23 protein-coding genes are annotated in these 24030 nt (G+C 63.3%); 15 read left to right on the forward strand and 8 right to left on the reverse strand.

All coding sequences use genetic code 11. From position 1 onward, the window contains the following. Positions 1-146: 146 nt before the first annotated feature. A complete protein-coding gene (locus LT40_RS16310; protein WP_043192120.1) occupies positions 147-1571 on the reverse strand; it encodes an aspartate ammonia-lyase in 1425 nt (474 codons plus the stop codon). Positions 1572-1820: 249 nt separating this feature from the next. Between LT40_RS16310 and LT40_RS16315 the strand changes: the two genes are divergently transcribed. From LT40_RS16315 to LT40_RS16335, 5 genes are all read left to right on the forward strand, one after another. Beyond that, complete coding sequence (locus tag LT40_RS16315; protein WP_043192122.1) at positions 1821-2729, forward strand: LysR substrate-binding domain-containing protein; 909 nt, start codon at positions 1821-1823, stop codon at positions 2727-2729. A 336-nt stretch (positions 2730-3065) separates the two neighbouring features. After that, a complete protein-coding gene (gene purE / locus LT40_RS16320) occupies positions 3066-3557 on the forward strand; it encodes a 5-(carboxyamino)imidazole ribonucleotide mutase (protein WP_043192124.1) in 492 nt (163 codons plus the stop codon). Between the two features lie 11 nt (positions 3558-3568). Further along, entirely contained in the window at positions 3569-4651 is a 1083-nt protein-coding gene (locus LT40_RS16325; RefSeq protein WP_043192126.1) for a 5-(carboxyamino)imidazole ribonucleotide synthase, read from the forward strand. Positions 4652-4744: 93 nt separating this feature from the next. Then, entirely contained in the window at positions 4745-4993 is a 249-nt protein-coding gene (locus LT40_RS16330; protein ID WP_043192127.1) for a GlsB/YeaQ/YmgE family stress response membrane protein, read from the forward strand. Between the two features lie 140 nt (positions 4994-5133). After that, on the forward strand, positions 5134-5667 hold the full coding sequence (locus tag LT40_RS16335) for a DUF3299 domain-containing protein (protein ID WP_043192129.1): 534 nt from the start codon (positions 5134-5136) through the stop codon (positions 5665-5667). A gap of 139 nt (positions 5668-5806) precedes the next feature. Here LT40_RS16335 and LT40_RS16340 read toward each other — a convergent pair whose 3' ends face one another. After that, positions 5807-6709, reverse strand: a complete 903-nt coding sequence (locus LT40_RS16340) for a D-hexose-6-phosphate mutarotase (RefSeq protein ID WP_043192130.1) — start codon at positions 6707-6709, stop codon at positions 5807-5809. Positions 6710-6761: 52 nt separating this feature from the next. Continuing rightward, positions 6762-7163 carry an acyl-CoA thioesterase gene (locus LT40_RS16345; RefSeq protein WP_043192132.1) on the reverse strand — a complete coding sequence of 134 codons (402 nt, stop codon included), beginning with the start codon at positions 7161-7163 and terminating at the stop codon, positions 6762-6764. Between the two features lie 324 nt (positions 7164-7487). Between LT40_RS16345 and LT40_RS16350 the strand changes: the two genes are divergently transcribed. From LT40_RS16350 to LT40_RS16385, 8 genes are all read left to right on the forward strand, one after another. Continuing rightward, complete coding sequence (locus LT40_RS16350) at positions 7488-8777, forward strand: MFS transporter (protein WP_043192135.1); 1290 nt, start codon at positions 7488-7490, stop codon at positions 8775-8777. Positions 8778-8936: 159 nt separating this feature from the next. Then, positions 8937-9935 carry a phosphate ABC transporter substrate-binding protein PstS family protein gene (locus LT40_RS16355; RefSeq protein WP_043192137.1) on the forward strand — a complete coding sequence of 333 codons (999 nt, stop codon included), beginning with the start codon at positions 8937-8939 and terminating at the stop codon, positions 9933-9935. A gap of 456 nt (positions 9936-10391) precedes the next feature. Next, the gene (locus LT40_RS16360; RefSeq protein ID WP_167335536.1) at positions 10392-12425 is read left to right on the forward strand and encodes an ABC transporter permease subunit; all 2034 of its coding nucleotides are present in this window, start codon (positions 10392-10394) and stop codon (positions 12423-12425) included. Positions 12426-12441: 16 nt separating this feature from the next. Continuing rightward, positions 12442-14112 (forward strand): phosphate ABC transporter permease PstA, encoded by a 1671-nt coding sequence (gene pstA, locus LT40_RS16365; RefSeq protein ID WP_043192140.1) that lies wholly within the window; start codon positions 12442-12444, stop codon positions 14110-14112. 63 nt (positions 14113-14175) lie between these two features. Further along, entirely contained in the window at positions 14176-15009 is an 834-nt protein-coding gene (pstB, locus tag LT40_RS16370) for a phosphate ABC transporter ATP-binding protein PstB (protein WP_043192142.1), read from the forward strand. 55 nt (positions 15010-15064) lie between these two features. After that, on the forward strand, positions 15065-15823 hold the full coding sequence (phoU, locus tag LT40_RS16375; RefSeq protein ID WP_043192144.1) for a phosphate signaling complex protein PhoU: 759 nt from the start codon (positions 15065-15067) through the stop codon (positions 15821-15823). 140 nt (positions 15824-15963) lie between these two features. After that, positions 15964-16875 (forward strand): response regulator, encoded by a 912-nt coding sequence (locus LT40_RS16380; protein WP_043192146.1) that lies wholly within the window; start codon positions 15964-15966, stop codon positions 16873-16875. 70 nt (positions 16876-16945) lie between these two features. After that, on the forward strand, positions 16946-17842 hold the full coding sequence (locus tag LT40_RS16385) for a peptidoglycan DD-metalloendopeptidase family protein (RefSeq protein WP_043192148.1): 897 nt from the start codon (positions 16946-16948) through the stop codon (positions 17840-17842). Between the two features lie 9 nt (positions 17843-17851). Here LT40_RS16385 and LT40_RS16390 read toward each other — a convergent pair whose 3' ends face one another. From LT40_RS16390 to phoB, 3 genes are all read right to left on the reverse strand, one after another. Then, positions 17852-19192 (reverse strand): hemolysin family protein, encoded by a 1341-nt coding sequence (locus tag LT40_RS16390; protein ID WP_043192150.1) that lies wholly within the window; start codon positions 19190-19192, stop codon positions 17852-17854. Between the two features lie 238 nt (positions 19193-19430). After that, the gene (gene phoR / locus LT40_RS16395) at positions 19431-20696 is read right to left on the reverse strand and encodes a phosphate regulon sensor histidine kinase PhoR (RefSeq protein ID WP_237749332.1); all 1266 of its coding nucleotides are present in this window, start codon (positions 20694-20696) and stop codon (positions 19431-19433) included. A 71-nt stretch (positions 20697-20767) separates the two neighbouring features. Then, positions 20768-21457 (reverse strand): phosphate regulon transcriptional regulator PhoB, encoded by a 690-nt coding sequence (gene phoB, locus LT40_RS16400; RefSeq protein ID WP_043192154.1) that lies wholly within the window; start codon positions 21455-21457, stop codon positions 20768-20770. A gap of 144 nt (positions 21458-21601) precedes the next feature. On the opposite strand from phoB, the gene LT40_RS16405 reads away from it, so the two are divergent. Further along, positions 21602-21997 carry a COG4315 family predicted lipoprotein gene (locus LT40_RS16405; protein WP_043192156.1) on the forward strand — a complete coding sequence of 132 codons (396 nt, stop codon included), beginning with the start codon at positions 21602-21604 and terminating at the stop codon, positions 21995-21997. A gap of 38 nt (positions 21998-22035) precedes the next feature. Here the strand turns inward: LT40_RS16405 and ubiA are convergent, their stop codons facing one another. Together ubiA and LT40_RS16415 are read right to left on the reverse strand one after the other, a co-directional pair. Beyond that, positions 22036-22926, reverse strand: a complete 891-nt coding sequence (gene ubiA, locus LT40_RS16410; protein WP_043192158.1) for a 4-hydroxybenzoate octaprenyltransferase — start codon at positions 22924-22926, stop codon at positions 22036-22038. Further along, entirely contained in the window at positions 22926-23471 is a 546-nt protein-coding gene (locus LT40_RS16415) for a chorismate--pyruvate lyase family protein (RefSeq protein WP_420329670.1), read from the reverse strand. Before LT40_RS16415 ends, ubiA begins: the two co-directional genes overlap by 1 nt. Before the next feature lie 180 nt (positions 23472-23651). On the opposite strand from LT40_RS16415, the gene LT40_RS16420 reads away from it, so the two are divergent. Beyond that, positions 23652-23819 carry a rubredoxin gene (locus LT40_RS16420; protein ID WP_043192160.1) on the forward strand — a complete coding sequence of 56 codons (168 nt, stop codon included), beginning with the start codon at positions 23652-23654 and terminating at the stop codon, positions 23817-23819. Positions 23820-24030 lie beyond the last annotated feature (211 nt).

The following is a 24030-nucleotide window of genomic DNA, read 5'->3' on the forward strand; positions in this document are numbered from 1 at the left end:
GGTGCATAGGACTGGGCATATTCATCTTGTGGGATATGTGGCCCAGGGCGTTACAGCGGCACAAAAAAAGGGCTCCGAAATCACTCTCGGAGCCCTCAAAAGGTGAGAGGTGTCTAGTCCCTCGACCTGGTGAGCGTACGGCCGGCTCAGGCCTTCAAGGGCACGAGGCGCGGCGCGATCATGTTTTCCGGGCGCAGGATGTCGGCCAGCATGGCGTCGTCGAGCAAGCCTTCCTCGCGCACCAGTTCCAGCACACCGCGGCCGGTCTGCAGGGCGATGCGGGCGATACGGGTGGCGTTTTCATAGCCGATGTAAGGGTTCAGCGCCGTGACCAGGCCGATGGAGTGCTCCACCAGCTCGCGGCAGCGCTGTTCGTTGGCAGTGATGCCGACGATGCAATGTTCGCGCAGCATGTCCATGGCACGCTGGAGCAGGCGGATGGAGTCGAAGATCTTGTAGGCGATCAGCGGTTCCATGACGTTGAGCTGCAACTGGCCGCCCTCGGCGGCGATGGTCAGGGCCAGGTCGTTGCCCATGATCTCGAAGGCGCACATGTTGACGGCCTCCGGAATCACCGGGTTGACCTTGCCCGGCATGATCGAGCTGCCTGGCTGGCGCGCCGGCAGGTTGATTTCGTTTATGCCGGTGCGTGGGCCGCTGGACAGCAGGCGCAGGTCGTTGCAGATCTTCGATAGCTTCACCGCAGTGCGCTTGAGCATGCCGGAGAACAGCACGAAGGCGCCCATGTCGGAGGTGGCCTCGATCAGGTCGGCAGCCGGCACCAGCGGCTGGCCGCTGATGGTGGCCAGGCGCGACACGGCCAGGGCCTGATAGCCCGGGTCGGCGTTGATGCCGGTACCGATGGCGGTGCCGCCCAGGTTTACTTCGGTCAGCAGTTCGGGAGCCAGGCTGCGCAGGCGATTGAGGTCTTCGGTCAACGTGGTGGCGAAGGCCTTGAATTCCTGGCCCAGGGTCATCGGCACGGCGTCCTGCAGCTGGGTGCGGCCCATCTTCAGCACGTGGGCGAATTCCACGCCCTTGGCGGCGAAGGCCTGGATGAGGCTGTCGAGGCTGGCCAGCAAGGCATCGTGGCCCAGCAGCAGCCCCAAACGAATGGCGGTCGGGTAGGCGTCGTTGGTCGACTGCGCCATGTTCACGTCGTTGTTGGGGTGCAGGTACTGGTACTCGCCTTTCTGATGGCCCATGACTTCCAAGGCGATGTTGGCGATCACCTCGTTGGCATTCATGTTGGTGGACGTACCGGCGCCACCCTGGATCATGTCGACCACGAACTGATCGTGGAAATCGCCGCGCACCAGACGGGCACAGGCTTCACTGATGGCCGCATGCTTGGCGGCATTGAGATGACCCAGCTGATGGTTGGCATCGGCGGCGGCCTGCTTGACCATGGCCAGGGCCACGACCAGCTTGGGGTAGTGCGACAACGGCACGCCGGAAAGGCGGAAGTTGTGCACGGCACGCAGCGTTTGAATGCCGTAATAGGCTTCAGCCGGGACTTGGAGAACGCCGAGCAGGTCTTTTTCAGTGCGCAGTGATGCGGCGGAGGACATGATAGAGAGAGTCTCTGTAGAGGCCCGGCAACCGCCGGAATGCTGGCAATCCTAGGCCTGCAGGGAATTTCCGGCTAATGCTGATGCTTGCTGGGGTATGCATAATCGGCATAATGGCGAATGTGACGCGCGCGAGCGATCAGGCGTATTCCCTTGATCTGAGTGTTGTCCGCCGATGCGATCCCGTAGCAGCGGCGCAAGCCGCGTCAGGCCGTTGCACGCGGGTGAATCCATGAAACGAGAACCGACATGAACCTGGAAAGCAAATGGCTGGAAGACTTCAGCGCGCTGGCGGCCACCCGCAGCTTTTCGCAGGCGGCCGAGCGCCGTTTCGTTACCCAGCCTGCGTTCAGTCGCCGTATCCGCAGCCTGGAATCGGCCCTGGGCCTGACCCTGGTGAACCGGTCGCGCACGCCCATCGAGTTGACCGAGGCCGGTCAGTTGTTTCTGGTCACGGCGCGCACGGTGGTCGATCAACTGGGCGAGGTGCTCCGCCATCTGCATCACCTGGAGGGCGGCCAGGGCGAGGTGATGCAGGTAGCCGCAGCGCACTCGCTGGCACTGGGTTTCTTTCCGGGCTGGATCGCCAGGCTGCGCAACGAAGGTCTGCCCATCGCCACACGCCTGATTGCCACCAACGTCGGTGATGCGGTGCATGCGCTGCGCGAGGGCGGCTGCGATCTGATGCTGGCCTTCTACGATCCCGATTCGGCCATGCAGATGGACCCGGAGATATTTCCGTCGCTGCACCTGGGCACCACCGAGATGCTGCCCGTCTGCGCCAGCGATGCCCAGGGCCAGCCGCTGTTCGACCTGGAAGGCGAGGGCAGCATTCCATTGCTGGCCTACACCGCAGGGGCGTTTCTCGGGCGTTCGGTGAATCTGCTGCTGCGCCAGCGCAGCCTGCGCTACACCACGGTGTACGAGACCGCCATGGCCGACAGCCTGAAAAGCATGGCGCTGGAGGGGTTGGGGATCGCCTGGGTGCCACGCCTGAGCGTACGCGCCGAGCTGGCTCGCGGCGAGCTGGTGGTGTGTGGCGGGCCACAGTGGCACGTGCCGCTGGAGATCCGCGCGTACCGCTGCGCGCTGGTGCGCAAGGCCAATGTGCGATTGCTGTGGAAGCGGCTGGAGGGTGCGGCGGCGGGCAGTGCCTGACTCGAGTCGGCGGTGCGGCCTTCGCGGCCACTGGCCGCTCCCACGAAAAGCCATCGCGACTTCTGCGAAAAGCCATCGCGATTCCTGTAGGAGCGGCCAGTGGCCGCGAAGCATTCACCGCCGATTTCACTGACCTGAAAGTCAATAAAACCGCGCTCCGCAGCCATTTGACGACCGGTCAAGATGGCTGCAATAAATCTTCATTCTTGCGGTATACTGCGCGGCCTTCGGCCGGTCTGCTCCGGCCATTATTCGCATAACGAGCCACGCCGGTCTTCCTGCGTGGCTTGTTGTTTTTTGACGCGCCTGCGGGCGCCCAAGAGAAGAGGCTCGACGATGAGTGCATTGGTTGGCGTGATCATGGGCTCCAAGTCCGATTGGTCCACCCTTAGCCACACCGCCGATATGCTGGAAAAGCTCGGTATTCCCTTCGAGGTCAAGGTGGTTTCCGCCCACCGCACCCCGGACCTGCTGTTCCAGTATGCCGACGAGGCTGAAAGCCGCGGCATCGAGGTGATCATCGCCGGCGCCGGTGGCGCGGCGCACCTGCCGGGCATGTGCGCGGCCAAGACGCACCTGCCGGTGCTGGGCGTGCCGGTGCAGTCGTCCATGCTCTCGGGCGTCGATTCGCTGCTGTCCATCGTGCAGATGCCGGCCGGCATCCCGGTGGCGACACTGGCCATCGGCAAGGCCGGCGCGATCAACGCCGCGCTGCTGTCGGCCAGCATCCTGGGCGCCAAGCACCCGCAGTTCCACGCTGCGCTGAAGACGTTCCGCGCCGAGCAGACAGACAACGTTCTGGACAATCCCGACCCGCGCCAGGCCTGAGGTTCTTTGACATGAAGATCGGTGTAATCGGTGGCGGCCAACTGGGCCGCATGCTGGCCCTGGCCGGTACCCCCCTGGGGATGAATTTCGCTTTCCTGGATCCGGCGCCCGACGCCTGTGCCGCGCCCTTGGGCGAGCACCTGCGGGCCGACTACGGCGACCAGGACCATCTGCGCCAGCTGGCGGACGAAGTCGACCTGGTCACCTTCGAGTTCGAAAGCGTGCCGGCCGAGACGGTGGCCTTCCTGTCGCAATTCGTGCCGGTGTACCCCAGTGCCGACGCGCTGCGCATCGCGCGCGATCGCTGGTTCGAGAAGAGCATGTTCAAGGACCTGGGCGTTCCCACGCCGACGTTCGCCGACATCCAGTCCCAGGCCGATCTTGACGCTGCGGTGGCCAGCATCGGCCTGCCTGCTGTCCTCAAGACCCGCACCCTGGGCTATGACGGCAAGGGCCAGAAGGTCCTGCGCAGCGCTGCCGACGTGGCTGGCACCTTCGCCGAGCTGGGCAGCGTGCCGTGCCTGCTCGAAGGCTTCGTGCCGTTCACCGGTGAAGTGTCGCTGATCGCCGTGCGCGCCCGCGATGGCGAAACCCGTTTCTACCCCTTGGTGCACAACACCCACGAGACCGGCATCCTGCGCCTGTCGGTGGCTAGCACCGCACACCCGCTGCAGGGTCTGGCCGAAGATTACGCTGGCCGTGTGCTGGAGAAGCTCGACTACGTCGGCGTGCTGGCATTCGAATTCTTCGAAGTGGACGGTGGCCTCAAGGCCAACGAAATTGCACCCCGCGTCCACAACTCCGGGCACTGGACCATCGAAGGCGCCGAGTGCAGCCAGTTCGAGAATCACCTGCGGGCTGTAGCAGGTCTGCCCCTGGGCTCGACTGCCAAGGTCGGCGAGAGCGCCATGCTCAACTTCATCGGTGAGGTGCCGTCAGTGGCGCAGGTCGCCGCCATCGACGATTGCCATCTGCACCACTACGGCAAGGCCTTCAAGGTTGGTCGCAAGGTGGGTCATGCCACCGTGCGCAGTGCCGATCGCGCCACGCTGCAACGGCAGATCGCCGAAGTGCAGGCCCTGATCGAGGGTTGAGGAACCATTGCCGACCATCAACTCTCTGATGGCTGTACGCCAAGGCTGCTATCGAGCCCTGGCATCAAGCCTGTTCATATCAGAGGGAACATCATGGGAATCATTGGGACTATCTTCATCGGCTTGATCGTTGGTCTGCTGGCTCGTTTTCTGAAGCCTGGCGATGACAGCATGGGTTGGATCATGACCATTCTGCTGGGTATCGCCGGCTCCCTGGCCGCGACCTACGGTGGTCAGGCCCTGGGCATCTACCGAGCTGGCGAAGGTGCCGGCTTCCTTGGTGCCCTGGTCGGCGCGATCATCCTGCTGGTGATCTACGGCATGATCAGCAAGAAGCGTTGATCCACCGCGTTCGATGCCCGTGGCAGCGATGCGGGTGTCACGCCGCTGGAACCGCAGCCCCCCTCGAGCCTGCCTCGATGGGGGCTGCGTCGCGTCTGGGCTGTGAGTAGAATGGCCGACCTTTCAACCTGGGCCCTGTCATGCGCCGACTTCTACTGCTCTGCCTCGTATTCGCTGCAGCCACTGCGCGCGCTGAATTGCCGGAAACCGACTGGCTGCAACTGATGCCCAAGGCCGATCAGGAGGCGTTGGAACGGATGCCCGAAATCGACCACGACTCGCCCGAAGCCCAGGGTACGTTCACCGAAAAAGGCGGGATGAAGCAGGCCAAGGGTCTGCCCGCCGTGATGTATTCCACCAAGACCGTGCCGGCCATGAACGGCAAGGACATCCGCATCGGTGGCTATCCCGTTCCGTTGGAAAGCGATGCCAAGGGCAACAGCACGCTGTTCTTCCTGGTGCCGTATCCGGGTGCCTGCATCCACGTGCCGCCACCGCCGCCGAACCAGTTGATCCTGGTGCGCTACCCCAAGGGCTTGAAACTGGCCGATATCTATACGCCGTTGTGGGTGACGGGCAAGGTCAAGGTGGAGAAGGTCAGCAACGACTTGGCCGATGCGGCCTATGCGCTGGATGCGCAGAAGGTGAGGGTGGTGAAGGAGTCGGATTTGTGAGTTTGTGAGTTTGTGAGTTTATGAGTTTATGAGGTTGCAGGTCTGGCCTCTTCGCGGGCAGAGCCCCGCTCCCACAGGTAAAGTGATCATCTGTGGGAGCGGGCTCTGCCCGCGAAGAGGCCCGCAAAGCCTGCATAAATCAAAGCTGTGAAGCAGTAAACCTCACACCCATGGCACAGGCCGCGCCAGGCGCCAGCGTCACCACGTCATCCCACACGTTCGCCGTCTCGATGCACAGCATGCCCTGCCAACCGTCGTCGGCCATGTCCGGCAAGGCTGCGGCCCGTGCGGTCCATGGGTTCCACACCACCGCGCTGCGCGAGCCGGTGGAGGCGAGGGTTACCCGACGGTGCCAGCCCGGGTCGACGAAGCTCAGCTGCGCCGGAGTGTTCAGGTAGATCCGGTCGGTCTCGCCGGCAAAGCCGAGCACCCCGGCCTGCTGGCGGGGCTGCCAGTTGTCCAGGGTCTCGATGTAGGTCAGGCCGCCCAGGCACTCGACCGTGGCCTGGCGCACGTCACTGACGGCGAAGTAACTGTGCAGCGCCTGGCTCAGGGTGACCGGATGGTCGTCCAGATTGCGGCTGTGCAGTGTGATTTCCAACGCGTCGCCGAGTACCACGCACAGCTTGACTTCGACCTTGTGCGGCCATCCAGGCAGTTCGCCGCGAGCGGCCTGCGGTACGCTCAGTTCGACCTTGATGCCCGATTCGAGTTGGTCGATGCCCAGCAATTCCCAGTCCAGCGTACGCACCAGGCCATGGGCAGAGGCTTCGTCGGTGGCGGTACGCATGGCCTGCACCGACTCGGGGTTGCGCGCCAGGTTGCCGAACCACGGCCAGCACACCGGCACGCCGGTACGAACGGCCTTGCCCGGCTTGTACAGCGCCGCCGGGTTGGGCCAGATCAGCGGCTGCTGCCCGTGGCGCTGGTAGCTGATTACCTGGGCGCCCTGTTGCGCGATCAGCAGCTCGGCCTGATCGGTGCTGATGCGCCAGCAATTGAGTTCATCGAGCTTGACCGATTCGACCTGCGGCTCAGACATGTAGAGTTCTCGCTATGGGTTCAAAAAGTCGGGGTGAAGCGCCGCGGGCTCATCAGCGCCGTGGCGGTACCGCGCGGGTGCGACCGCTGCCGTCGATGGCGACGAACACGAAGACGGCTTCGGTGACCTTGCGCCATTCACTGGACAGCGGATCGTCGCTCCACACTTCGACCATCATCTGGATCGAGCTGCGGCCGATCTCCAGGGTCTGGGTGTAAAAGGACAACTGCGCGCCGACGGCGACCGGGACCAGGAAGGCCATGCGATCGATGGCCACCGTGGCCACGCGGCCTCCGGCAACCTTGCTGGCCATGGCCGTGCCGGCCAAATCCATCTGGGCCACCAGCCAGCCCCCGAAAATATCACCGAAGCCATTGGTTTCGCGCGGCAGCGCGGTGATCTGCAAGGCCAGGTCGCCTTGGGGAATTGGGTCTTCTTGTTCGAGTTCAATCATGCCGGGGGGCCTCTGACCCGTGACGCTTTATTGGAGTGGCGCATCGATCGTCGCCAATGACAAAAGCCTACACGGCTTTTCTTTCAACTGGCGCACACAGGGTACCTCTGCGAAATCGGCTACAACGCTAGCTGCGTTTTCGCACAACACCCTTCAATAATGCCCAGTATATAGGCGCAGAACCGCTATAACGACCGTTCGCTGTTCAATTACTGTGTTTGCCAATACAGGCCATGTGCTTTTTCTAGCAATTTGCTATCGTGCCTGCACTGCCAAACCCAAAACAGCAACAAAGCTGTGGATTTGTATATAAGAGAACATCACATGACCGCCGCGCCTTCGAGTATCGCTCCGCCTTCGCGTCCGCTGACCCGCAGTGATTACAAGACACTTTCGTTGTCCGCCCTGGGCGGTGCACTTGAGTTCTACGACTTCATCATCTTCGTATTCTTCGCAGCGGTGGTGGGCAAGTTGTTCTTCCCCGCCGACATGCCCGAGTGGCTGCGCCTGATGCAGACTTTCGGCATCTTCGCGGCCGGCTACCTGGCGCGACCGCTGGGCGGCATCATCATGGCGCACTTCGGCGACCTGCTGGGGCGCAAGAAGATGTTTACCCTGAGCATCTTCATGATGGCCGTGCCGACCCTGATCATGGGTCTGCTGCCGACCTACGCACAGATCGGCATCTTCGCACCCATCCTGTTGCTGCTGATGCGCGTGATCCAGGGCGCGGCCATCGGTGGCGAAGTGCCCGGCGCCTGGGTGTTCGTCTCCGAGCACGTGCCGGGGCGCAATGTCGGCTATGCCTGCGGCACGCTGACCTGCGGCCTGACCAGCGGGATTCTGCTGGGGTCGCTGATGGCCACGGCCATCAACAGCATCTACACCCCGGCCGAGGTTTCCGACTACGCCTGGCGTATCCCGTTCCTGATCGGCGGTGTATTCGGGCTGGCCTCGGTGTACCTGCGTCGCTGGTTGCATGAAACCCCGGTCTTCGCCGAACTGCAGCAACGCAAGGCGCTGGCCGCCGAAGTGCCGCTGCGCACGGTGCTGCGCGACCATCGCGGTGCGGTGGCCATTTCCATGCTGCTGACCTGGTTGCTGTCGGCGGGGATCATCGTGGTCATCCTGATGACCCCGACCATCCTGCAGACCCTCTACGGGTTTACCCCCAAGCAGTCGCTGCAGGCCAACAGCCTGGCGATCGTGTTCCTGAGCCTGGGCTGCATCGGATCGGGCGCGCTGGCCGACCGGTTCGGCGCCGGCAAGGTGTTCGTATTCGGCAGCCTGGCCCTGCTGGCCACCTCCTGGACCCTGTTCCACAGCCTGCACGCCCACCCGGATTGGCTGTTCCCGCTGTATGCGGTGACGGGGCTGAGCGTCGGTGTGATCGGTGCGGTGCCGTACGTGATGGTCAAGGCCTTCCCGGCCGTGGTGCGCTTCTCCGGCCTGTCGTTTTCGTACAACGTGGCCTACGCCATCTTCGGTGGCCTGACGCCGATGGCGGTGACCCTGCTGATGAAGTCCAACCCCATGGGCCCGGCCTACTACGTGGCGGCGATCTGTGTGATCGGCTTCCTCTGCGGCGTGTACCTGATGGCCAAGAAGCGCTGAGCCCGGCGCGCGTTCGCGGGTTCTGCCCGCGAACGGACCTCGCGCAGAGGATGATGGCCATTCATCCTACTGTCATAATCCTTTCATAGAGTGTTGCCACGGCCCACCGATACCGAGCGCCGATTCAACACCCTTTTCTGGATTCGCTAGGAGCAAGGCATGAAACTCACGCGTTTGATGGCCGCCATGACCTTTGTCGCTGCTGGCGTTGCCACGGCCAATGCGGTAGCCGCCGTCGACCCTTCCATCCCTGCCTACGTCAAGACCACCGGCGTGTCGGGCAACCTGTCCAGTGTCGGCTCCGATACCCTGGCCAACCTGATGACCTTGTGGGCCGAGAACTACAAGAAGGAATACCCGAACGTCAACATCCAGATCCAGGCAGCCGGTTCGGCCACGGCGCCCACGGCGCTGATCGAAGGCACCGCCAACCTGGGGCCGATGAGTCGCAAGATGAAGGACACCGAAATGGCGGCCTTCGAGCAGAAATACGGCTACAAGCCCACCGCCATTCCAGTGGCCGTCGACGCCCTGGCCGTGTTCGTGCACAAGGACAACCCGATCCAGCACCTGACCATGGAGCAGGTCGACGCCGTGTTCTCGTCGACTCGCCTGTGCGGCGCCAAGGCCGACGTGAAGACCTGGGGCGATCTGGGCGTGACCGGCGACCTGGCCAACAAGCCGGTGCAGCTGTTCGGTCGCAACTCGGTGTCCGGCACCTATGGCTACTTCAAGGAGGAAGCCCTGTGCAAGGGTGACTACAAGCCCAACGTGAACGAACAGCCGGGCTCGGCCTCGGTGGTGCAGTCGATCAGCAGCTCGCTGAACGGCATCGGTTACTCGGGTATCGGCTACAAGACGGCCAGTGTGAAGACCGTGCCATTGGCCAAGAAGGGCAGCACCGACTTCATCGAAGACACCGAGGAAAACGCCCTGAACGGCAAGTACCCGCTGTCGCGCTTCCTCTATGTGTACGTCAACAAGGCACCGAACAAGCCACTGGCACCGCTGGAGGCCGAGTTCGTCAAGCTGATGCTGTCCAAGCAGGGCCAGGAAGTCGTGGTCAAGGATGGCTACATTCCCCTGCCTGCCAAGGTCGCCGCCAAGGCACTGGCCGACCTGGGCTTGAAGGAAGGGGCAGACGTCGCCAAGCAGTGAATATAGCCACCCTGTAGGAGCGGCCGGTGGCCGCGAAAAGAGCGCCGCGGTACACCTGATGCACCGCAGTGACAGGTTCGCGGCCAAAGACCGCTCCTACGGGATTACCGTATATCCATTCGCCGACGGCCTTGAGCCGGCCGGCGATTTTGTCGCGTCACCTCGTTGTCATGTTTCTGTCATACAGGATCGCTAGGGTGTGCGCATGAACGATCTGGCCAATTCCCGATGACCCCGACTTCTCCACCCAAGCGCATCGATTTCAACACCCCCGAGATGCAGCGCAAGCGGCGCATGCGTGCGCTCAAGGATCGCTTCACGCGCTGGTATGTGTTGGTTGGTGGCCTGGCGGTGCTGGCCGCGATCACCCTGATTTTCTTCTTCCTCGCCTATGTCGTGGTGCCGCTGTTCAAAGGCGCCGACCTGACCGTCGAGGCGCCCTTGCATCCGGCATGGCTGCAGGAGGCCGGCAAGCCTTTGGTGTACGCGCTCGAAGAGCAGAACGAAGCGGGCATGCGCGTTTCCGAGCAGGGCACGGCGCTGTTCTTCAATGCCCATACCGGTGAAGAGCTGTCGCGCACGGCGCTGCCGATTCCGGCCGGGGTGACCGTGACCGCCAGCGCCAAGGACCAGCCCGGCGCACCGCTGGTGGTACTGGGCTTGTCGAACGGTGCGGCCCTGGTATTTCGTCATACCTACCGCGTGACCTACCCAGGTGGCAACAAGACCATCACGCCGGCGATCGAATACCCCTACGGCAATACCCCCATCGTACTCGACCCCCAGGGTCGCGCGCTGGAGCGGGTCAGTATCAATGCCAGCGATGCCAGCCTGATCCTGGCCGGCTCGACCGGCGACCAGCTCAACGTGCTGCAACTCACCCGCGAAGAAAGCATGATGACCGGCGAGGTCACTAACGAGCAGAAGCGCATCGAGCTGCCGCAGATGAACCAGGCGGTGAAGGCGATCTTCATCGACCCGCGTCAGCAGTGGCTGTACGTGATCAACGGACGTGCCCAGGCCGATGTTTTCAGCCTGCGTGACCGCAGCATGAACGGCCGCTACAAGCTCAGCGAAAACGCCGACACCCAGATCACCGCCAGCGCGCAACTGGTCGGCGGCATCTCGCTGATCATCGGCGACTCCAAGGGCGGCCTGGCGCAATGGTTCATGGCCCGCGACGAGGACGGCGAACCGCGCCTCAAGCAGATCCGTACGTTCCAGATGGGCCACTCGCCGATCGTGCAGATCAGCTCCGAGCAGCGTCGCAAGGGCTTTACCGCCCTGGACGCTTCGGGCCAGCTGGGCGTGTTCCACAGCACCGCCCACCGTACGCTGCTGGTCGAGCAGGTGGTCGACGGTCCCGGTATCTACGCCTTGTCGCCACGGGCCAACAGGCTCATGGTCGAAGCCAACGGCGCATTGCAGCCGTTGAGCCTGCACAACCCGCATCCGGAAGTGTCGTGGAGCTCGATGTGGAGCAAGGTCTGGTACGAGAACTACGACAAGCCCGCCTACGTCTGGCAGTCGACGGCGGCCAACACCGATTTCGAGCCCAAGATGAGCCTGGCGCCGTTGACCTTCGGTACCTTGAAGGCCGCGTTCTACGCGATGCTGCTCGCCGCGCCACTGGCCATCGCCGCCGCGATCTACACCGCCTACTTCATGGCTCCGGGCATGCGTCGCAAGGTCAAGCCAGTCATCGAGCTGATGGAAGCCATGCCCACGGTGATCCTCGGCTTCTTCGCCGGCCTGTTTCTGGCACCCTATGTGGAAGGCCATCTGCCGGGTATCTTCAGCCTGCTTCTGCTCACCCCGCTGGGCATTCTGAGTGCAGGCTTTCTGGTCAGTCGTCTGCCCGAGTCGATTCGCCTGCGCATCCCGGATGGTTGGGAAAGTGCGATCTTGATCCCGGTGATCCTGCTAGTGGGCTGGTTCGCTCTGTACATGAGCCCGTTCCTGGAAACCTGGTGGTTCGGCGGCGACATGCGCCTGTGGATCAGCAACGACCTGGGCATCACCTACGACCAACGCAACGCGCTGGTAGTGGGCCTGGCCATGGGCTTCGCGGTCATTCCTAACATCTATTCGATTGCCGAGGACGCCGTGTTCAGCGTGCCGCGCGGCCTGACCCTTGGCTCGCTGGCGCTGGGCGCCACGCCGTGGCAGACATTGACACGCGTGGTGATCCTGACCGCCAGCCCGGGCATCTTCTCGGCGTTGATGATCGGCATGGGCCGGGCCGTGGGCGAAACCATGATCGTGCTGATGGCCACCGGCAACACGCCGGTCATGGAAATGAACCTGTTCGAAGGACTGCGCACCCTGGCCGCCAACGTGGCGGTGGAAATGCCGGAGTCGGAAGTGGGCGGCAGCCATTACCGCGTGCTGTTCCTCTCGGCCCTGGTGTTGCTGTTGTTCACCTTTGTCATGAACACCGCGGCCGAGCTGATTCGTCAGCGCCTGCGCAAGAAATATTCATCGCTTTGAGAAAAGGTAGCCGGCTGTGAAGCAGAACTCCCTGAAAGGCTGGTTCAAGAGCGGCTCGCCCGGTGTCTGGATCAGCGGTGGCGCCGTGTCCATTGCGGTCATCATGACGCTGGGCCTGCTGGCCGTGATCGCCGTGCGCGGTCTGGCGCACTTCTGGCCGGCGGACCTGGTCCACGCCAGCTACAACGTGCCGGGGATGGCCAATCATCTGGTCATCGGCGAGATCGTGCAGCAGGAAGAGGTGCCGCGCGAACGCCTGAAGAGCGCTGGCCTGCCGGTGCCCGACGACGGCCCCGAGTTCATGACCCGAGAGCTGGTCAAGGTGGGCAACCGCGACATCAACGGTGCCGATTTCACTTGGATCGTCGGTGACTGGCTGACCGAACAGAGCACCCCACCCGAATTGCTGGCGCTGGAACGTCGCGAGTGGGGCAATTTCTACGGCTACCTGGTCAACATCAAGGAGCAGGGCAAGGTCGTGGCCGAGGGCGAGGGTGCCTGGCCGGAGCTGCAAAGCCGCATCTTGCGGGTCAGCGACCTGGCGGACGCGCTCGGCCGACTGGAAAAATCCGACATCGGCAAGGTCAACGCCGGGCTCGAAAGGCTGCGCCTGCAAAGCCGTCGCCTGGAGCTCGAAGGCCAGCTCAATCCAGCCGCTCAGGCCGACATGGACGCCGAGCGTGCCGAGCTCGATGCGCGCTACAAAGACATCGAAACCCGCCTGGGTGCGCTGCATGCCCAGGTCAACCGCGACAGCATCACGGTGCGCGACGCCAACGGCAAGGAAATCGAGGTCCAGCTGGGCCAGATCGTCCACGCTTATCAGCCCAATGCCATGAGCACGCTGACCAAGCTGGGTTTCTACTTCAACAAGATGTGGGAATTCCTCAGCGACGATCCGCGTGAAGCCAACACCGAAGGCGGGATCTTCCCGGCCATTTTCGGCACGGTGATGATGACCCTGATCATGGCCGTCATCGTCACGCCGTTTGGCGTGCTGGCAGCGGTGTACCTGCGCGAATACGCCAAGCAGAACGCCCTGACTCGGCTGATCCGCATCGCGGTGAACAACCTGGCGGGGGTGCCGGCCATCGTCTATGGCGTGTTTGGCCTGGGGTTCTTCGTGTACGTGCTCGGTGGCTCGGTCGATCGGCTGTTCTTCCCCGAAGCCCTGCCAGCGCCGACCTTCGGCACGCCCGGCTTGTTGTGGGCCTCGCTGACCCTGGCGCTGCTGGCGGTGCCGGTGGTGATCGTGGCCACCGAGGAAGGTCTGGCGCGGATTCCGCGCACCGTGCGCGAAGGTTCCCTGGCCCTTGGCGCGACCAAGGCGGAAACCCTGTGGAAGATCGTCCTGCCCATGGCCAGCCCGGCGATGATGACCGGCATGATCCTGGCGGTGGCCCGTGCCGCTGGCGAGGTGGCCCCGCTGATGCTGGTGGGCGTGGTCAAGCTGGCGCCGTCGCTGCCGCTGGACGGCAACTACCCGTACCTGCACCTGGATCAGAAGATCATGCACCTGGGCTTCCATATCTATGACGTGGGGTTCCAGAGCCCCAACGTCGAAGCCGCCCGACCGCTGGTGTATGCCACCGCATTGTTGCTGGTGCTGGTGATCGCTACGCTGAACCTGTCGGCGGTCTGGATTCGCAACCATTTGCGCGAGAAGTACAAGGCGCTGGACAGTTGAGTGCGCTCACCCGCACCACACGTTTGCAGCGCGAACAGAATTTGACAGCCTTTGGAGTCTGCCATGCAGCATGAAAACCCATCCCATGGCATCAACCTGTCGGCCCTGGGGCGCGACAAGCAGGGCCTGAACCTGGCCAAGGAAACCGTAGCCATCGAAGTGCCCGGCTTGAGCCTGTTCTACGGCGACAAGCAAGCGCTGTTCGACATCGGCATGAACATTCCCAAGCAACGCGTGACCGCGTTCATCGGTCCGTCGGGCTGCGGCAAATCGACCCTGCTGCGCACCTTCAACCGCATGAACGACCTGGTCGACGGCTGCCGTGTGCAGGGCGCGATCAACCTCTATGGCAACGACATCTATCGCAAGGGTGAAGACGTCGCCGAGCTGCGTCGTCGCGTCGGCATGGTGTTCCAGAAGCCCAATCCGTTCCCCAAGACCATCTACGAAAACGTGGTCTACGGCCTGCGCATCCAGGGCATCAACAAGAAGCGCATCCTCGACGAAGCGGTCGAATGGGCACTCAGGGGCGCGGCGCTGTGGGACGAGGTCAAGGACCGCCTGCACGAGTCGGCCCTGGGCCTGTCCGGCGGCCAGCAGCAGCGCTTGGTGATCGCCCGCACCATCGCCGTCGAGCCCGAGGTATTGCTGCTCGACGAGCCGTGCTCGGCGCTCGATCCGATCTCCACGCTCAAGGTCGAAGAGCTGATCTACGAGCTCAAGTCCAAGTACACCATCGTCATCGTCACCCACAACATGCAGCAGGCCGCACGGGTGTCCGACTACACGGCGTTCATGTACATGGGCAAGCTGGTGGAGTTCGGCGACACCGACACGCTGTTCACCAACCCGGCCAAGAAGCAGACCGAAGACTACATCACCGGTCGCTACGGCTAGGGCTTCGCCGCCGTTGCTGGCATCATCCCGAGCGGACGCACCAAGGATTCGACCCATGATCAGTAAAGAAGGCCTTACCCATCACATCTCGCAGCAGTTCAACGCCGAACTGGAGGAGGTGCGCAGCCACCTGCTGGCCATGGGCGGGCTGGTCGAGAAGCAAGTCAACGACGCGGTCACTGCGCTGATCGAGGCCGATTCGGGCCTGGCCCAGCAGGTGCGCGAGGTCGACGAGCAGATCAACCAGATGGAACGCAACATCGACGAGGAATGCCTGCGCATCCTGGCGCGGCGCCAGCCGGCGGCCTCCGACCTGCGGCTGATCATCAGCATTTCCAAATCGGTGATCGACCTGGAGCGTATCGGCGACGAGTCCACCAAGATCGCCCGCCGTGCCATCCAGCTATGCGAGGAGGGCGAGTCACCGCGTGGCTACGTCGAGGTGCGCCACATCGGCGACCAGGTGCGCATCATGGTGCGCGACGCGCTCGACGCCTTCGCCCGCTTCGACGCCGACCTGGCCCTATCGGTGGCCCAGTACGACAAGACCATCGATCGCGAGTACAAGACCGCGCTGCGCGAGCTGGTCACCTACATGATGGAAGACCCGCGCTCCATTTCCCGCGTGCTCAACGTGATCTGGGTGCTGCGCTCGCTGGAGCGCATCGGCGACCATGCGCGCAACATCTCGGAACTGGTGATTTACCTGGTGCGCGGCACCGATGTGCGGCACATGGGCCTCAAGCGCATGAAGCAGGAAGTCGAAGGCACCCTCGACAGCGCTAATGTTCTGGACCAACCTGACGATAAGTAAGGTGGTCCGACACGAACGCCCGGCCTTTGCCGGGCGTTTTTCGTTGTAGGGCGAAGCGAGGCAGCCGTGTGGCCAGCCCCGCCGAGTGGCACGTGGCCCTCGGCGAGTGGCGATGCCCGCGCGGTTTTCAGGAGCGGTCGATGAGCAAGATCAGTGTACTGGTAGTGGATGACGCGCCGTTCATCCGCGACCTGGTGAAGAAATGCCTGCGCAATGCCTTTCCCGGCATCGTCGTCGAAGACGCAGTGAACGGCCGCAAGGCGCAGTCGCTGATGATGCACAACAGCTACGACATGGTGCTGTGCGACTGGGAAATGCCGGAAATGTCCGGCCTGGAACTGCTGACCTGGACCCGCGAGCAGGAAAACAGCAAGACCTTGCCCTTCATCATGGTGACCAGCCGTGGCGACAAGGAAAACGTCGTACAGGCGATCCAGGCCGGCGTGTCGGATTACATCGGCAAGCCGTTCACCAACGAGCAGCTGATGACCAAGGTCAAGAAGGCCCTGGCCAAAGTCGGCAAGTTGCAGGCCCTGGCTGCAGGCGCGCCGACCCGTCAGCAGGCGGCCTCGGCCTTTGCCAACGATTCGCTCAGCGCGCTGACCTCGGGCCGCGCCGAGCCTGCTCGGACCGCCACGCCGGCACCGCAGCCTGCCGCTGCGTTCGCGTCAACCGGTGCGCCTGCGTCAGCGTCGCCACGGGCGGCTGCGCCCATGGGCCGCGGCCAGGGCCAGCTACGCCTGCCCGGCGGCAGCCAGCAGTGCGTGATCAAGGCCCTGAGCCTCAAGGAAGCCTTGCTGGTGGTACGGCGCACGGCCACGCTGCCTCAGGTGCTGGAACTCGCGGTGCTGGACCTGGAGCAGGGCGAGAACGCCGAAGTGGCGCGCCTCAATGGTTATCTGCACGCCGTGGCGGCCTTCGAACCCAAACCCGACAGCGACTGGCTGCAGCTGACGTTCCGTTTTCTCGACCAAGATGCGCAGAAGCTGGACTATGTATCGCGCTTGATCGCCCGTGGATCCGTGCAAAAGCATTTCGTGCCGGGCGCCTGACAGATGGCACATTGCCGCTCTGCGGATACCTGCTAATCTGGGCGCACTTTTCCTCTCAGACATTGCCGCCATGATCTATCGCCTCCTGCTGATCTGCGGCCTGTTCGCGGCTGCCCCCCTGGCTCAGGCCGCGACTGTCTACAAATTCACCAATGCCGATGGCGTCACGTCCTATACCGACCGGCCTGTGCCCGGCGCGCGGGTCTTCGTGATGCGCGAGCGCATCGTCGAACGCATCGACCGGCAGGTTCGTCTCGAGGTCAAGAAGAGCAAGGGCAGCGCCAATTTCATGGTGCGTAACGATCTGTATGCGCCCGTCGAGGTAGAGCTCAAGCTGAGCAAGTTGCGCAACGTGCAAGGCCAGCCGCCCAGCAGCATTCGTCGGGTGGTGCCTGCGCGCAGTAGCGTCAGCCTGGTGATACTCACGGCGCAGCAGGCCAGCAAGCCGCTGGGCTACGCCCAGACCCTGATGTCCTCGATCGGCGATCCGCAGGGCGAGGCACACGGCTACCGCTACCCCTTCCCATGGCGCGGCGGGCCTTTCCGCCTGACCCAGGGGCCCAATGGCCAATACAGTCACTTCGGCGCCAAGGGGCGCTATGCCATGGACATCGCCATGCCCGAAGGCACGCCGATCATCGCGGCGCGCGGCGGCACGGTGATCAAGGTGGAAAACGAGCAGAACAATCGCGGTGACAACCCTTCGGGCAACTTCGTGCGCATCCTGCACGAGGACGGCACCATGGGTGTGTACCTGCACCTGATGCGCGGCTCGGTGAGCGTCAAGGAAGGCCAGAAAGTGAGCGTCGGCTCAGCGCTGGCGCGCTCGGGCAACACCGGCAACAGCACCGGCCCGCACCTGCATTTCGTGGTGCAGCGCAACGTCGGCCTGGCGCTGGAATCGATTCCCTACCAGTTCGACCGGCCACTGGGCGTACTGCCCAACTTCGCCGTCGGCGGCCAGTAGAGGCTCATATCACTCGATTTTGAGCACCTTGGCCAGGATGATCTTGGGCCCCTTCATCTTCTTGATGATGATGCGCAAACCTTCCACCTCCAGCAGCTCCTCTTCCTCGGGCACCCGCTTGAGGGTCTCGTAGATCAGCCCTGCCAGGGTTTCCGCCTCGATATGATCCAGGTCCACGCCCAACAGCCGCTCAACCTTGAACAACGGCGTGTCGCCCCGCACCAGTAGCTTGCCGGGCTGATAGGCGAGAATGCCGCGCTCGGCCTTGCGGTGTTCGTCCTGGATGTCGCCGACCAGCACTTCGAGCACGTCTTCCATGGTCAGGTAGCCGATGATCTTGCCGTCGGCTTCTTCGACCAGGGCGAAGTGCGCGCCGCCCTTGCGGAACTGCTCCAGCAGACGCGACAGCGGCATGTGCCGCGAGACGCGCTCCAGCGGACGGGTCAGCTCGGCCAGGTTGAACGACTCGGGCAGGTGGTCGAGCGCGGCCAGTTCCAGCAGCAGGTCCTTGATGTGCAGCAGGCCGACGAATTCTTCGCGCTCTGTGTCATACACCGGATAGCGGCTGAACTTGTGGCGACGAAACATCGCCAGGATTTCCTTGAGCGGCGCGTTGAATTCCAGGCTCACCAGGTCTTCGCGCGAGTTGGCCCAGTCGACCACCTCCAGCTCGCCCATTTCAACCGCCGAGGCCAGTACGCGCATGCCTTGGTCGCTGGGGTCCTGGCCACGGCTCGAGTGCAGGATCAGCTTGAGCTCGTCGCGGCTGTAGTGGTGTTCGTGATGCGGGCCGGGTTCGCCTTGGCCGGCGATGCGCAGAATGCCGTTAGCGCTGGCATTGAGCAGGTAGATGGCCGGGTACATCGCCCAGTAGAACAGGTACAGCGGCACCGCCGTCCACATCGACAGCAACTCGGGCTTGCGGATCGCCCAGGACTTGGGCGCCAGCTCGCCGACCACAATGTGCAGGTACGAGATAACGAAGAAGGCGCTGAAGAACGATACGCCCTTGATCACTTCCGGCGACTGTACGCCAACGGCGCCCAGCAGCGGCTCGAGGATGTGCGCGAAGGCCGGCTCGCCGACCCAGCCCAGGCCCAGCGAGGCCAGGGTGATACCCAGCTGGCAGGCGGACAGGTAGGCATCGAGCTGGCTGTGCACGGTGCGCAGAATGCTGCCGCGCCAGCCGTGCTTCTTGGCGATGGCCTCCACGCGGGTCGAGCGCAGCTTGACCATGGCGAACTCGGCGGCAACGAAGAAGCCGTTGAGCAAGACCAGGAACAGAGCGAAAAGAATCATGCCGAAGTCGGCGAACAGTGACGAAAGGGAGATGCCTGTGGAAGGGTCCATGGTGGCGTTTTACGGTGTCCGTGTGCTGGAGGGGAATTAAGGCGATACCCAGGGTGGGTAATGTGTTTGGCAATGTAACGGCTGGGCGGGCCCTTGCCTAGGGGGTGCGCTGATAAGGCAGCCATATGCAGCGTTCACCCAACGCACCGCAGCGCCTGCTTCGCGGCCAATGACCGCTCCTACGGGAACACCACAACTTCCGTAGGAGCGGTCCGTGGCCGCGAAGGGCGCGCCGCGGTTACCGAACCACCACCTGTACCAGCGAGAAGTGACAAGTGAAGACACTGCCATGGCCCGGCACGCTGCTGATCTCCAGCGTCGCCCGATGGCGCAGCAGCACATGCTTGACGATGGCCAGCCCCAGCCCGGTGCCGCCGGTATTGGAAGCGCGGCTGGAGTCCACGCGATAGAAGCGCTCGGTCAGGCGCGGCAGGTGCTTGGCATCGATGCCGATCCCCGAATCCTGTACCCGCAGATGGGCACCCTGGGCGTCGGCCCAGCAGCGCACGCGAATGGTCCCTTGTTCCGGCGTGTATTTCACCGCGTTGAACACCAGGTTGGAAAACGCGCTGCGCAGCTCCGCCTCGCTGCCTTTGAGCAGCACGTCGTTCTCGATGTCCAGGCTGATCGTCTGATTGCGTGGCCCGGATAGGGCCCGGGCGTCACCGACGATGCTCTGCAGCAGGGCCGTGACTGCCACGGGGAGATTGTCCGAGGGGTAGTCGGTGGCTTCCAGCTTGGCGAGCAGCAGCAGGTCATTGAGCAGGGTCTGCATGCGCACGCCTTGCTGCTCCATTTGCTGCAAGGCGCGCGTCCAGCGCGGGTTCACGTCCTCGACGTTGTCCAGCAGGGTTTCCAGGTAGCCCGTGATGACCGTCAACGGTGTGCGCAGCTCGTGGGATACGTTGGCCACGAAATCCTTGCGCATCTGTTCCAGCTGGTGGATACGCGTCACATCGCGCACCAGCATCAGGTGTTCGTTATTGCCGTAGCGCGTGATCAGAAACTGCACACGCACACGATCGTTGACCGGCGAGGGAATCTCCAGCGGTTCGGCGTACTGCTCTTGGGCAAAGTATTCCTTGAAGCGCGGATGGCGGATCAGGTTGGTCACCGGTTGCCCGCTGTCCTGCGGGGTCTTGAGCCCCAGCAAGGTCTCGGCGGCACGGTTCCACCATTCCAGGTTGCCGTCGGCGTCGAGCATGATCACGGCATCGCGCAGGGCTGCGGTGGACTCCTGCACGCGATCGATCACCGCCTGCAGACGCCCGCGCGCGCGCTGATCGCGTCGCTGCATGTGATAGATGTTGTCGAATACCTCGCCCCACAGGCCATAGCCATCGGGCGGCGGTTGATCCGGCTGGTGCTCGCGCAGCCAGCGGTGCAGGCGCAACAGTTGCTTGAGCGTCCAGGCCAGGTACAACCCCAGGCCCACTGCCAGGCACCACCCATAGTGGCCAGTGATCAGCCCGACCAGCAGGCACCCCGTTACCAGTAGCAGCATGTGACGCACGAGGGTGGCATACCAGTCTTGTTTCACGTATCGCGCATCCTTTGCTGTGAAAGCCCGCCGGTTCAGCTCTTGGTGGAGAAGCGGTAACCGGTGCCGCGCACGGTTTGTACCAGATTTTCGTACGCGTCGCCCAAGGCCTTGCGCAGACGCCGGATATGGACATCCACGGTGCGCTCTTCGACGTAGACATTGCCACCCCAGACCTGGTCGAGCAGTTGTCCGCGGGTGTAGGCGCGCTCCTGATGGGTCATGAAGAACTGCAACAGGCGGTATTCGGTAGGGCCCATTTCGGCAGGCTTGCCGTCGATGGTCACGCGATGGCTGATCGGGTCGAGCAGCAGGCCGCCGACTTCGATCGGCGATTCGCCATCGCTGGGGCCGGCACGGCGCAGCACGGCCTTGAGCCGGGCCACCAGTTCGCGTGGCGAGAACGGCTTGGTGATGTAGTCGTCGGCACCGACTTCCAGGCCCTGGATCTTGTTGTCTTCTTCGCCCTTGGCGGTGAGCATGATGATCGGGATATCGCCGGTCAGCTCGTCGCGCTTGAGGCGCCGGGCCAGTTCGATGCCCGAGGTGCCGGGCAGCATCCAGTCGAGCAGGATGAGATCGGGTTTGCGGTCGACGATGATCGCATGGGCCTGCTGGGCGTTCTCCGCCTCGAAGCTGTCGTAGCCTGCCATTTCCAGGGCTACGGCGATCATTTCGCGGATCGGTGCCTCATCGTCGACGATGAGAATGCTCCTGCCAGCCATTGTGCAAACCTCTTGTCATTACCCTGTCATGCGCCGCATTAGATAACGCAATTATTGCAGTCGTGTGACAGCTGCTCGAGCGTATCAAGTTATTCAGACTGTACTAAGCTGTAAATCCCTGTTCATCGATGACAAGAGGTACCCATGAAGACTCGTACGACTTCGGCCTGGACGGCCCTGTGTGGCGCCCTGGCGCTGACGTTGTCCGGCATGGCGATGGCCGCCGACCACCCGCTGCTGGAGCCGGGCAAGGCGTTCGTCGACAGCCGCGGCATGACGCTCTATACCTATGCCGAAGACGAAGACGGCAAATCGACCTGCAACGCCGACTGCGCGAAGAACTGGCCACCGCTGATGGCCAACAAAGGCGCCAGCGACGACGGCGACTGGACCGTGGTCAGCCGCGACGACGGCAGCCTGCAGTGGGCCTACATGGGCAGCCCGCTGTACACCTACAAGGCTGACAAGAAGCCTGGCGACACCAGCGGTGACGGCAAGAAAGACAACGCCTGGCAGGTCGCGCGCCCCGTGGAAGACTGACCCGCCGGCTCGATGCGGCGCGACGGCCAGGGACGGCGTCAGCGCAGCGCGTAGTCGAGCACGATACCGACGAAGATGGCCAACCCTACCCAATGGTTGTGCAAAAACGCTCGGAAGCAGGCCATTCGCTCGCGCTCGCGGCTGTGCCACCACTGCCAGGCGAAACACAGCGCGGCCACTGCCAGCCCTGCATGAAACCAGCCGCCAAGGTCGAACCGCGCGCCGGCCAGCAGCAGGCAGGCCAGTGCCAGCCCCTGCAGAATGACGATGATCAGCCGATCGGCCGCGCCGAACAGAATGGCCGTGGACTTGACCCCGATGCGCAGGTCGTCATCGCGGTCGGTCATGGCGTAATAGGTGTCGTAGGCCACTGTCCAGAGCAGGTTGGCGATCCACAGCAGCCAGGCAGCCGCTGGCAATTCACCGGTTTCGGCGGTGAACGCCATCAGCATGCCCCACGAGAACGCCATGCCCAGCACCACTTGGGGGTAGTAGGTATAGCGCTTCATGAACGGGTAGCTCGCCGCCAATATCAAGCCACCTACCGACAGGCCAATGGTCTGGGCGTTGGTGCACAGCACCAGCACGAAACTGATGCCCACCAGCACGGCAAAGAACATCAGCGCTTCCTTGCTGCTGATTTTGCCACTGACCAAGGGCCGCGCTTCGGTGCGCTTGACGTGGCCATCGACCTTGCGGTCGGCGAAATCGTTGATCACGCAACCGGCCGCGCGCATCAACACCACACCGGCGACGAAGATGCCCAGGTTGGCCAGCGAAGGCCGGCCTTCACCGGCAATCCACAGGGCCCATAGGGTTGGCCACAGCAACAGGTAGACGCCGATGGGCTTGTCCATGCGCGTCAGCTGAATGAAATCCCAGGCGCGCGGGTTCAGCCGGTTCAGCGACTTGAGCAGGCTCTGGTACATCAACGACGCTCCACATGGTTACGAACGGCTTGCCACACAGGCGGCAGGAAGACTTCAGCGACCAGCACCGCCAGCGGCCCGCGGTCGAAGCGCGAGCGCCTGGCCCAGAATTGCTCGCCGGCGTGCTGCGCGGGCAGCCACCGGGCCGGGTAGCGGCAGGTCTGGATGGGGCCACGGACGAACGCCGGGTCGCAGAACAACAGCTCGCCGAGCGAACGATTGCCCAGCGCCTGCAGGTCCAGGTCACTGGCCTGCAAGCTGCTGCGCGCCGCCACACTGCGGGCGAACACCCAGCTCTGGCCATGACCGAGCAGGCACACCTCGCGCACCCAGCCCTCGCTGCCCACTGGCACGCCAAGCGCCAGGCATTCTTCATCGCGCAGTGGTTGCCAGTCCTGCAGCAGCACGCGGACGCTGAAATGGTCATCACTGAGCAGGGTCAAGCGGCGGGTCAGGGAGCCTGGGTCGAACAGCCAGTCGCGTACCAGCGGTTCGGCGTCGGCCAGGCATTGCCAATCGGGGGCGGGGTATCCTGAATGGGGCACGGTAGCGGATCGGGTCGGCCGAAAAGACGCCGAGCTTATCATGTTTGCCGACGCCGATTGACCGCCCCCGCCCGATGAAGCTTGCATCGCACGGCGTTGATCAGTACAACCCGCCAGAGCCGGGCGACAACGTCATACCATCGAGCGCCCGCCAGATCGCCTGAATACCGAGGGAAGATGATGAAGAAGTGGCAATGTATCGTGTGTGGCCTGATCTATGACGAGGCTGACGGCTGGCCCGAGGACGGCATCGCTGCCGGCACCCTTTGGCAAGACGTGCCCGAAGACTGGCTGTGCCCCGACTGTGGCGTGGGCAAGATGGATTTCGAAATGATCGAGATCGGTTGATCATGACCCCCGTACAGGCACGCCTGCTCTGATCGGCACCGTTCTGTCGGAATAAACCGCGCTTTGCCGCAACAAACCCGTGGCAGACACTGGCGCGCCCTCGTGCAGCGTGCCATTCTCACTTGGTCTGCCGCAGCGTAGAGCCTGCGGCGAGTTAGGCGTCGCCATCCTCCAGGCCGCCGCCAATAAAAACAAAAACCGCCATAAGAGG

The organism is Pseudomonas rhizosphaerae, assembly GCF_000761155.1.
GTDB classification, from domain to species: domain Bacteria; phylum Pseudomonadota; class Gammaproteobacteria; order Pseudomonadales; family Pseudomonadaceae; genus Aquipseudomonas; species Aquipseudomonas rhizosphaerae.

Coding starts and splice junctions, on each gene's coding strand:
- LT40_RS16420 (WP_043192160.1), top strand. CDS start 23,652: ATGAAGAAGTGGCAATGTATCGTGTGTGGCCTGATCTATGACGAGGCT.
- LT40_RS16310 (WP_043192120.1), bottom strand. CDS start 1,571: ATGTCCTCCGCCGCATCACTGCGCACTGAAAAAGACCTGCTCGGCGTT.
- purE (WP_043192124.1), top strand. CDS start 3,066: ATGAGTGCATTGGTTGGCGTGATCATGGGCTCCAAGTCCGATTGGTCC.
- LT40_RS16330 (WP_043192127.1), top strand. CDS start 4,745: ATGGGAATCATTGGGACTATCTTCATCGGCTTGATCGTTGGTCTGCTG.
- phoB (WP_043192154.1), bottom strand. CDS start 21,457: ATGGCTGGCAGGAGCATTCTCATCGTCGACGATGAGGCACCGATCCGC.
- phoU (WP_043192144.1), top strand. CDS start 15,065: ATGATCAGTAAAGAAGGCCTTACCCATCACATCTCGCAGCAGTTCAAC.
- ubiA (WP_043192158.1), bottom strand. CDS start 22,926: ATGTACCAGAGCCTGCTCAAGTCGCTGAACCGGCTGAACCCGCGCGCC.
- LT40_RS16405 (WP_043192156.1), top strand. CDS start 21,602: ATGAAGACTCGTACGACTTCGGCCTGGACGGCCCTGTGTGGCGCCCTG.
- LT40_RS16315 (WP_043192122.1), top strand. CDS start 1,821: ATGAACCTGGAAAGCAAATGGCTGGAAGACTTCAGCGCGCTGGCGGCC.
- LT40_RS16385 (WP_043192148.1), top strand. CDS start 16,946: ATGATCTATCGCCTCCTGCTGATCTGCGGCCTGTTCGCGGCTGCCCCC.
- LT40_RS16390 (WP_043192150.1), bottom strand. CDS start 19,192: ATGGACCCTTCCACAGGCATCTCCCTTTCGTCACTGTTCGCCGACTTC.
- LT40_RS16355 (WP_043192137.1), top strand. CDS start 8,937: ATGAAACTCACGCGTTTGATGGCCGCCATGACCTTTGTCGCTGCTGGC.
- phoR (WP_237749332.1), bottom strand. CDS start 20,696: ATGCTGCTACTGGTAACGGGGTGCCTGCTGGTCGGGCTGATCACTGGC.
- LT40_RS16380 (WP_043192146.1), top strand. CDS start 15,964: ATGAGCAAGATCAGTGTACTGGTAGTGGATGACGCGCCGTTCATCCGC.
- LT40_RS16340 (WP_043192130.1), bottom strand. CDS start 6,709: ATGTCTGAGCCGCAGGTCGAATCGGTCAAGCTCGATGAACTCAATTGC.
- LT40_RS16350 (WP_043192135.1), top strand. CDS start 7,488: ATGACCGCCGCGCCTTCGAGTATCGCTCCGCCTTCGCGTCCGCTGACC.
- pstB (WP_043192142.1), top strand. CDS start 14,176: ATGCAGCATGAAAACCCATCCCATGGCATCAACCTGTCGGCCCTGGGG.
- LT40_RS16325 (WP_043192126.1), top strand. CDS start 3,569: ATGAAGATCGGTGTAATCGGTGGCGGCCAACTGGGCCGCATGCTGGCC.
- LT40_RS16335 (WP_043192129.1), top strand. CDS start 5,134: ATGCGCCGACTTCTACTGCTCTGCCTCGTATTCGCTGCAGCCACTGCG.
- LT40_RS16345 (WP_043192132.1), bottom strand. CDS start 7,163: ATGATTGAACTCGAACAAGAAGACCCAATTCCCCAAGGCGACCTGGCC.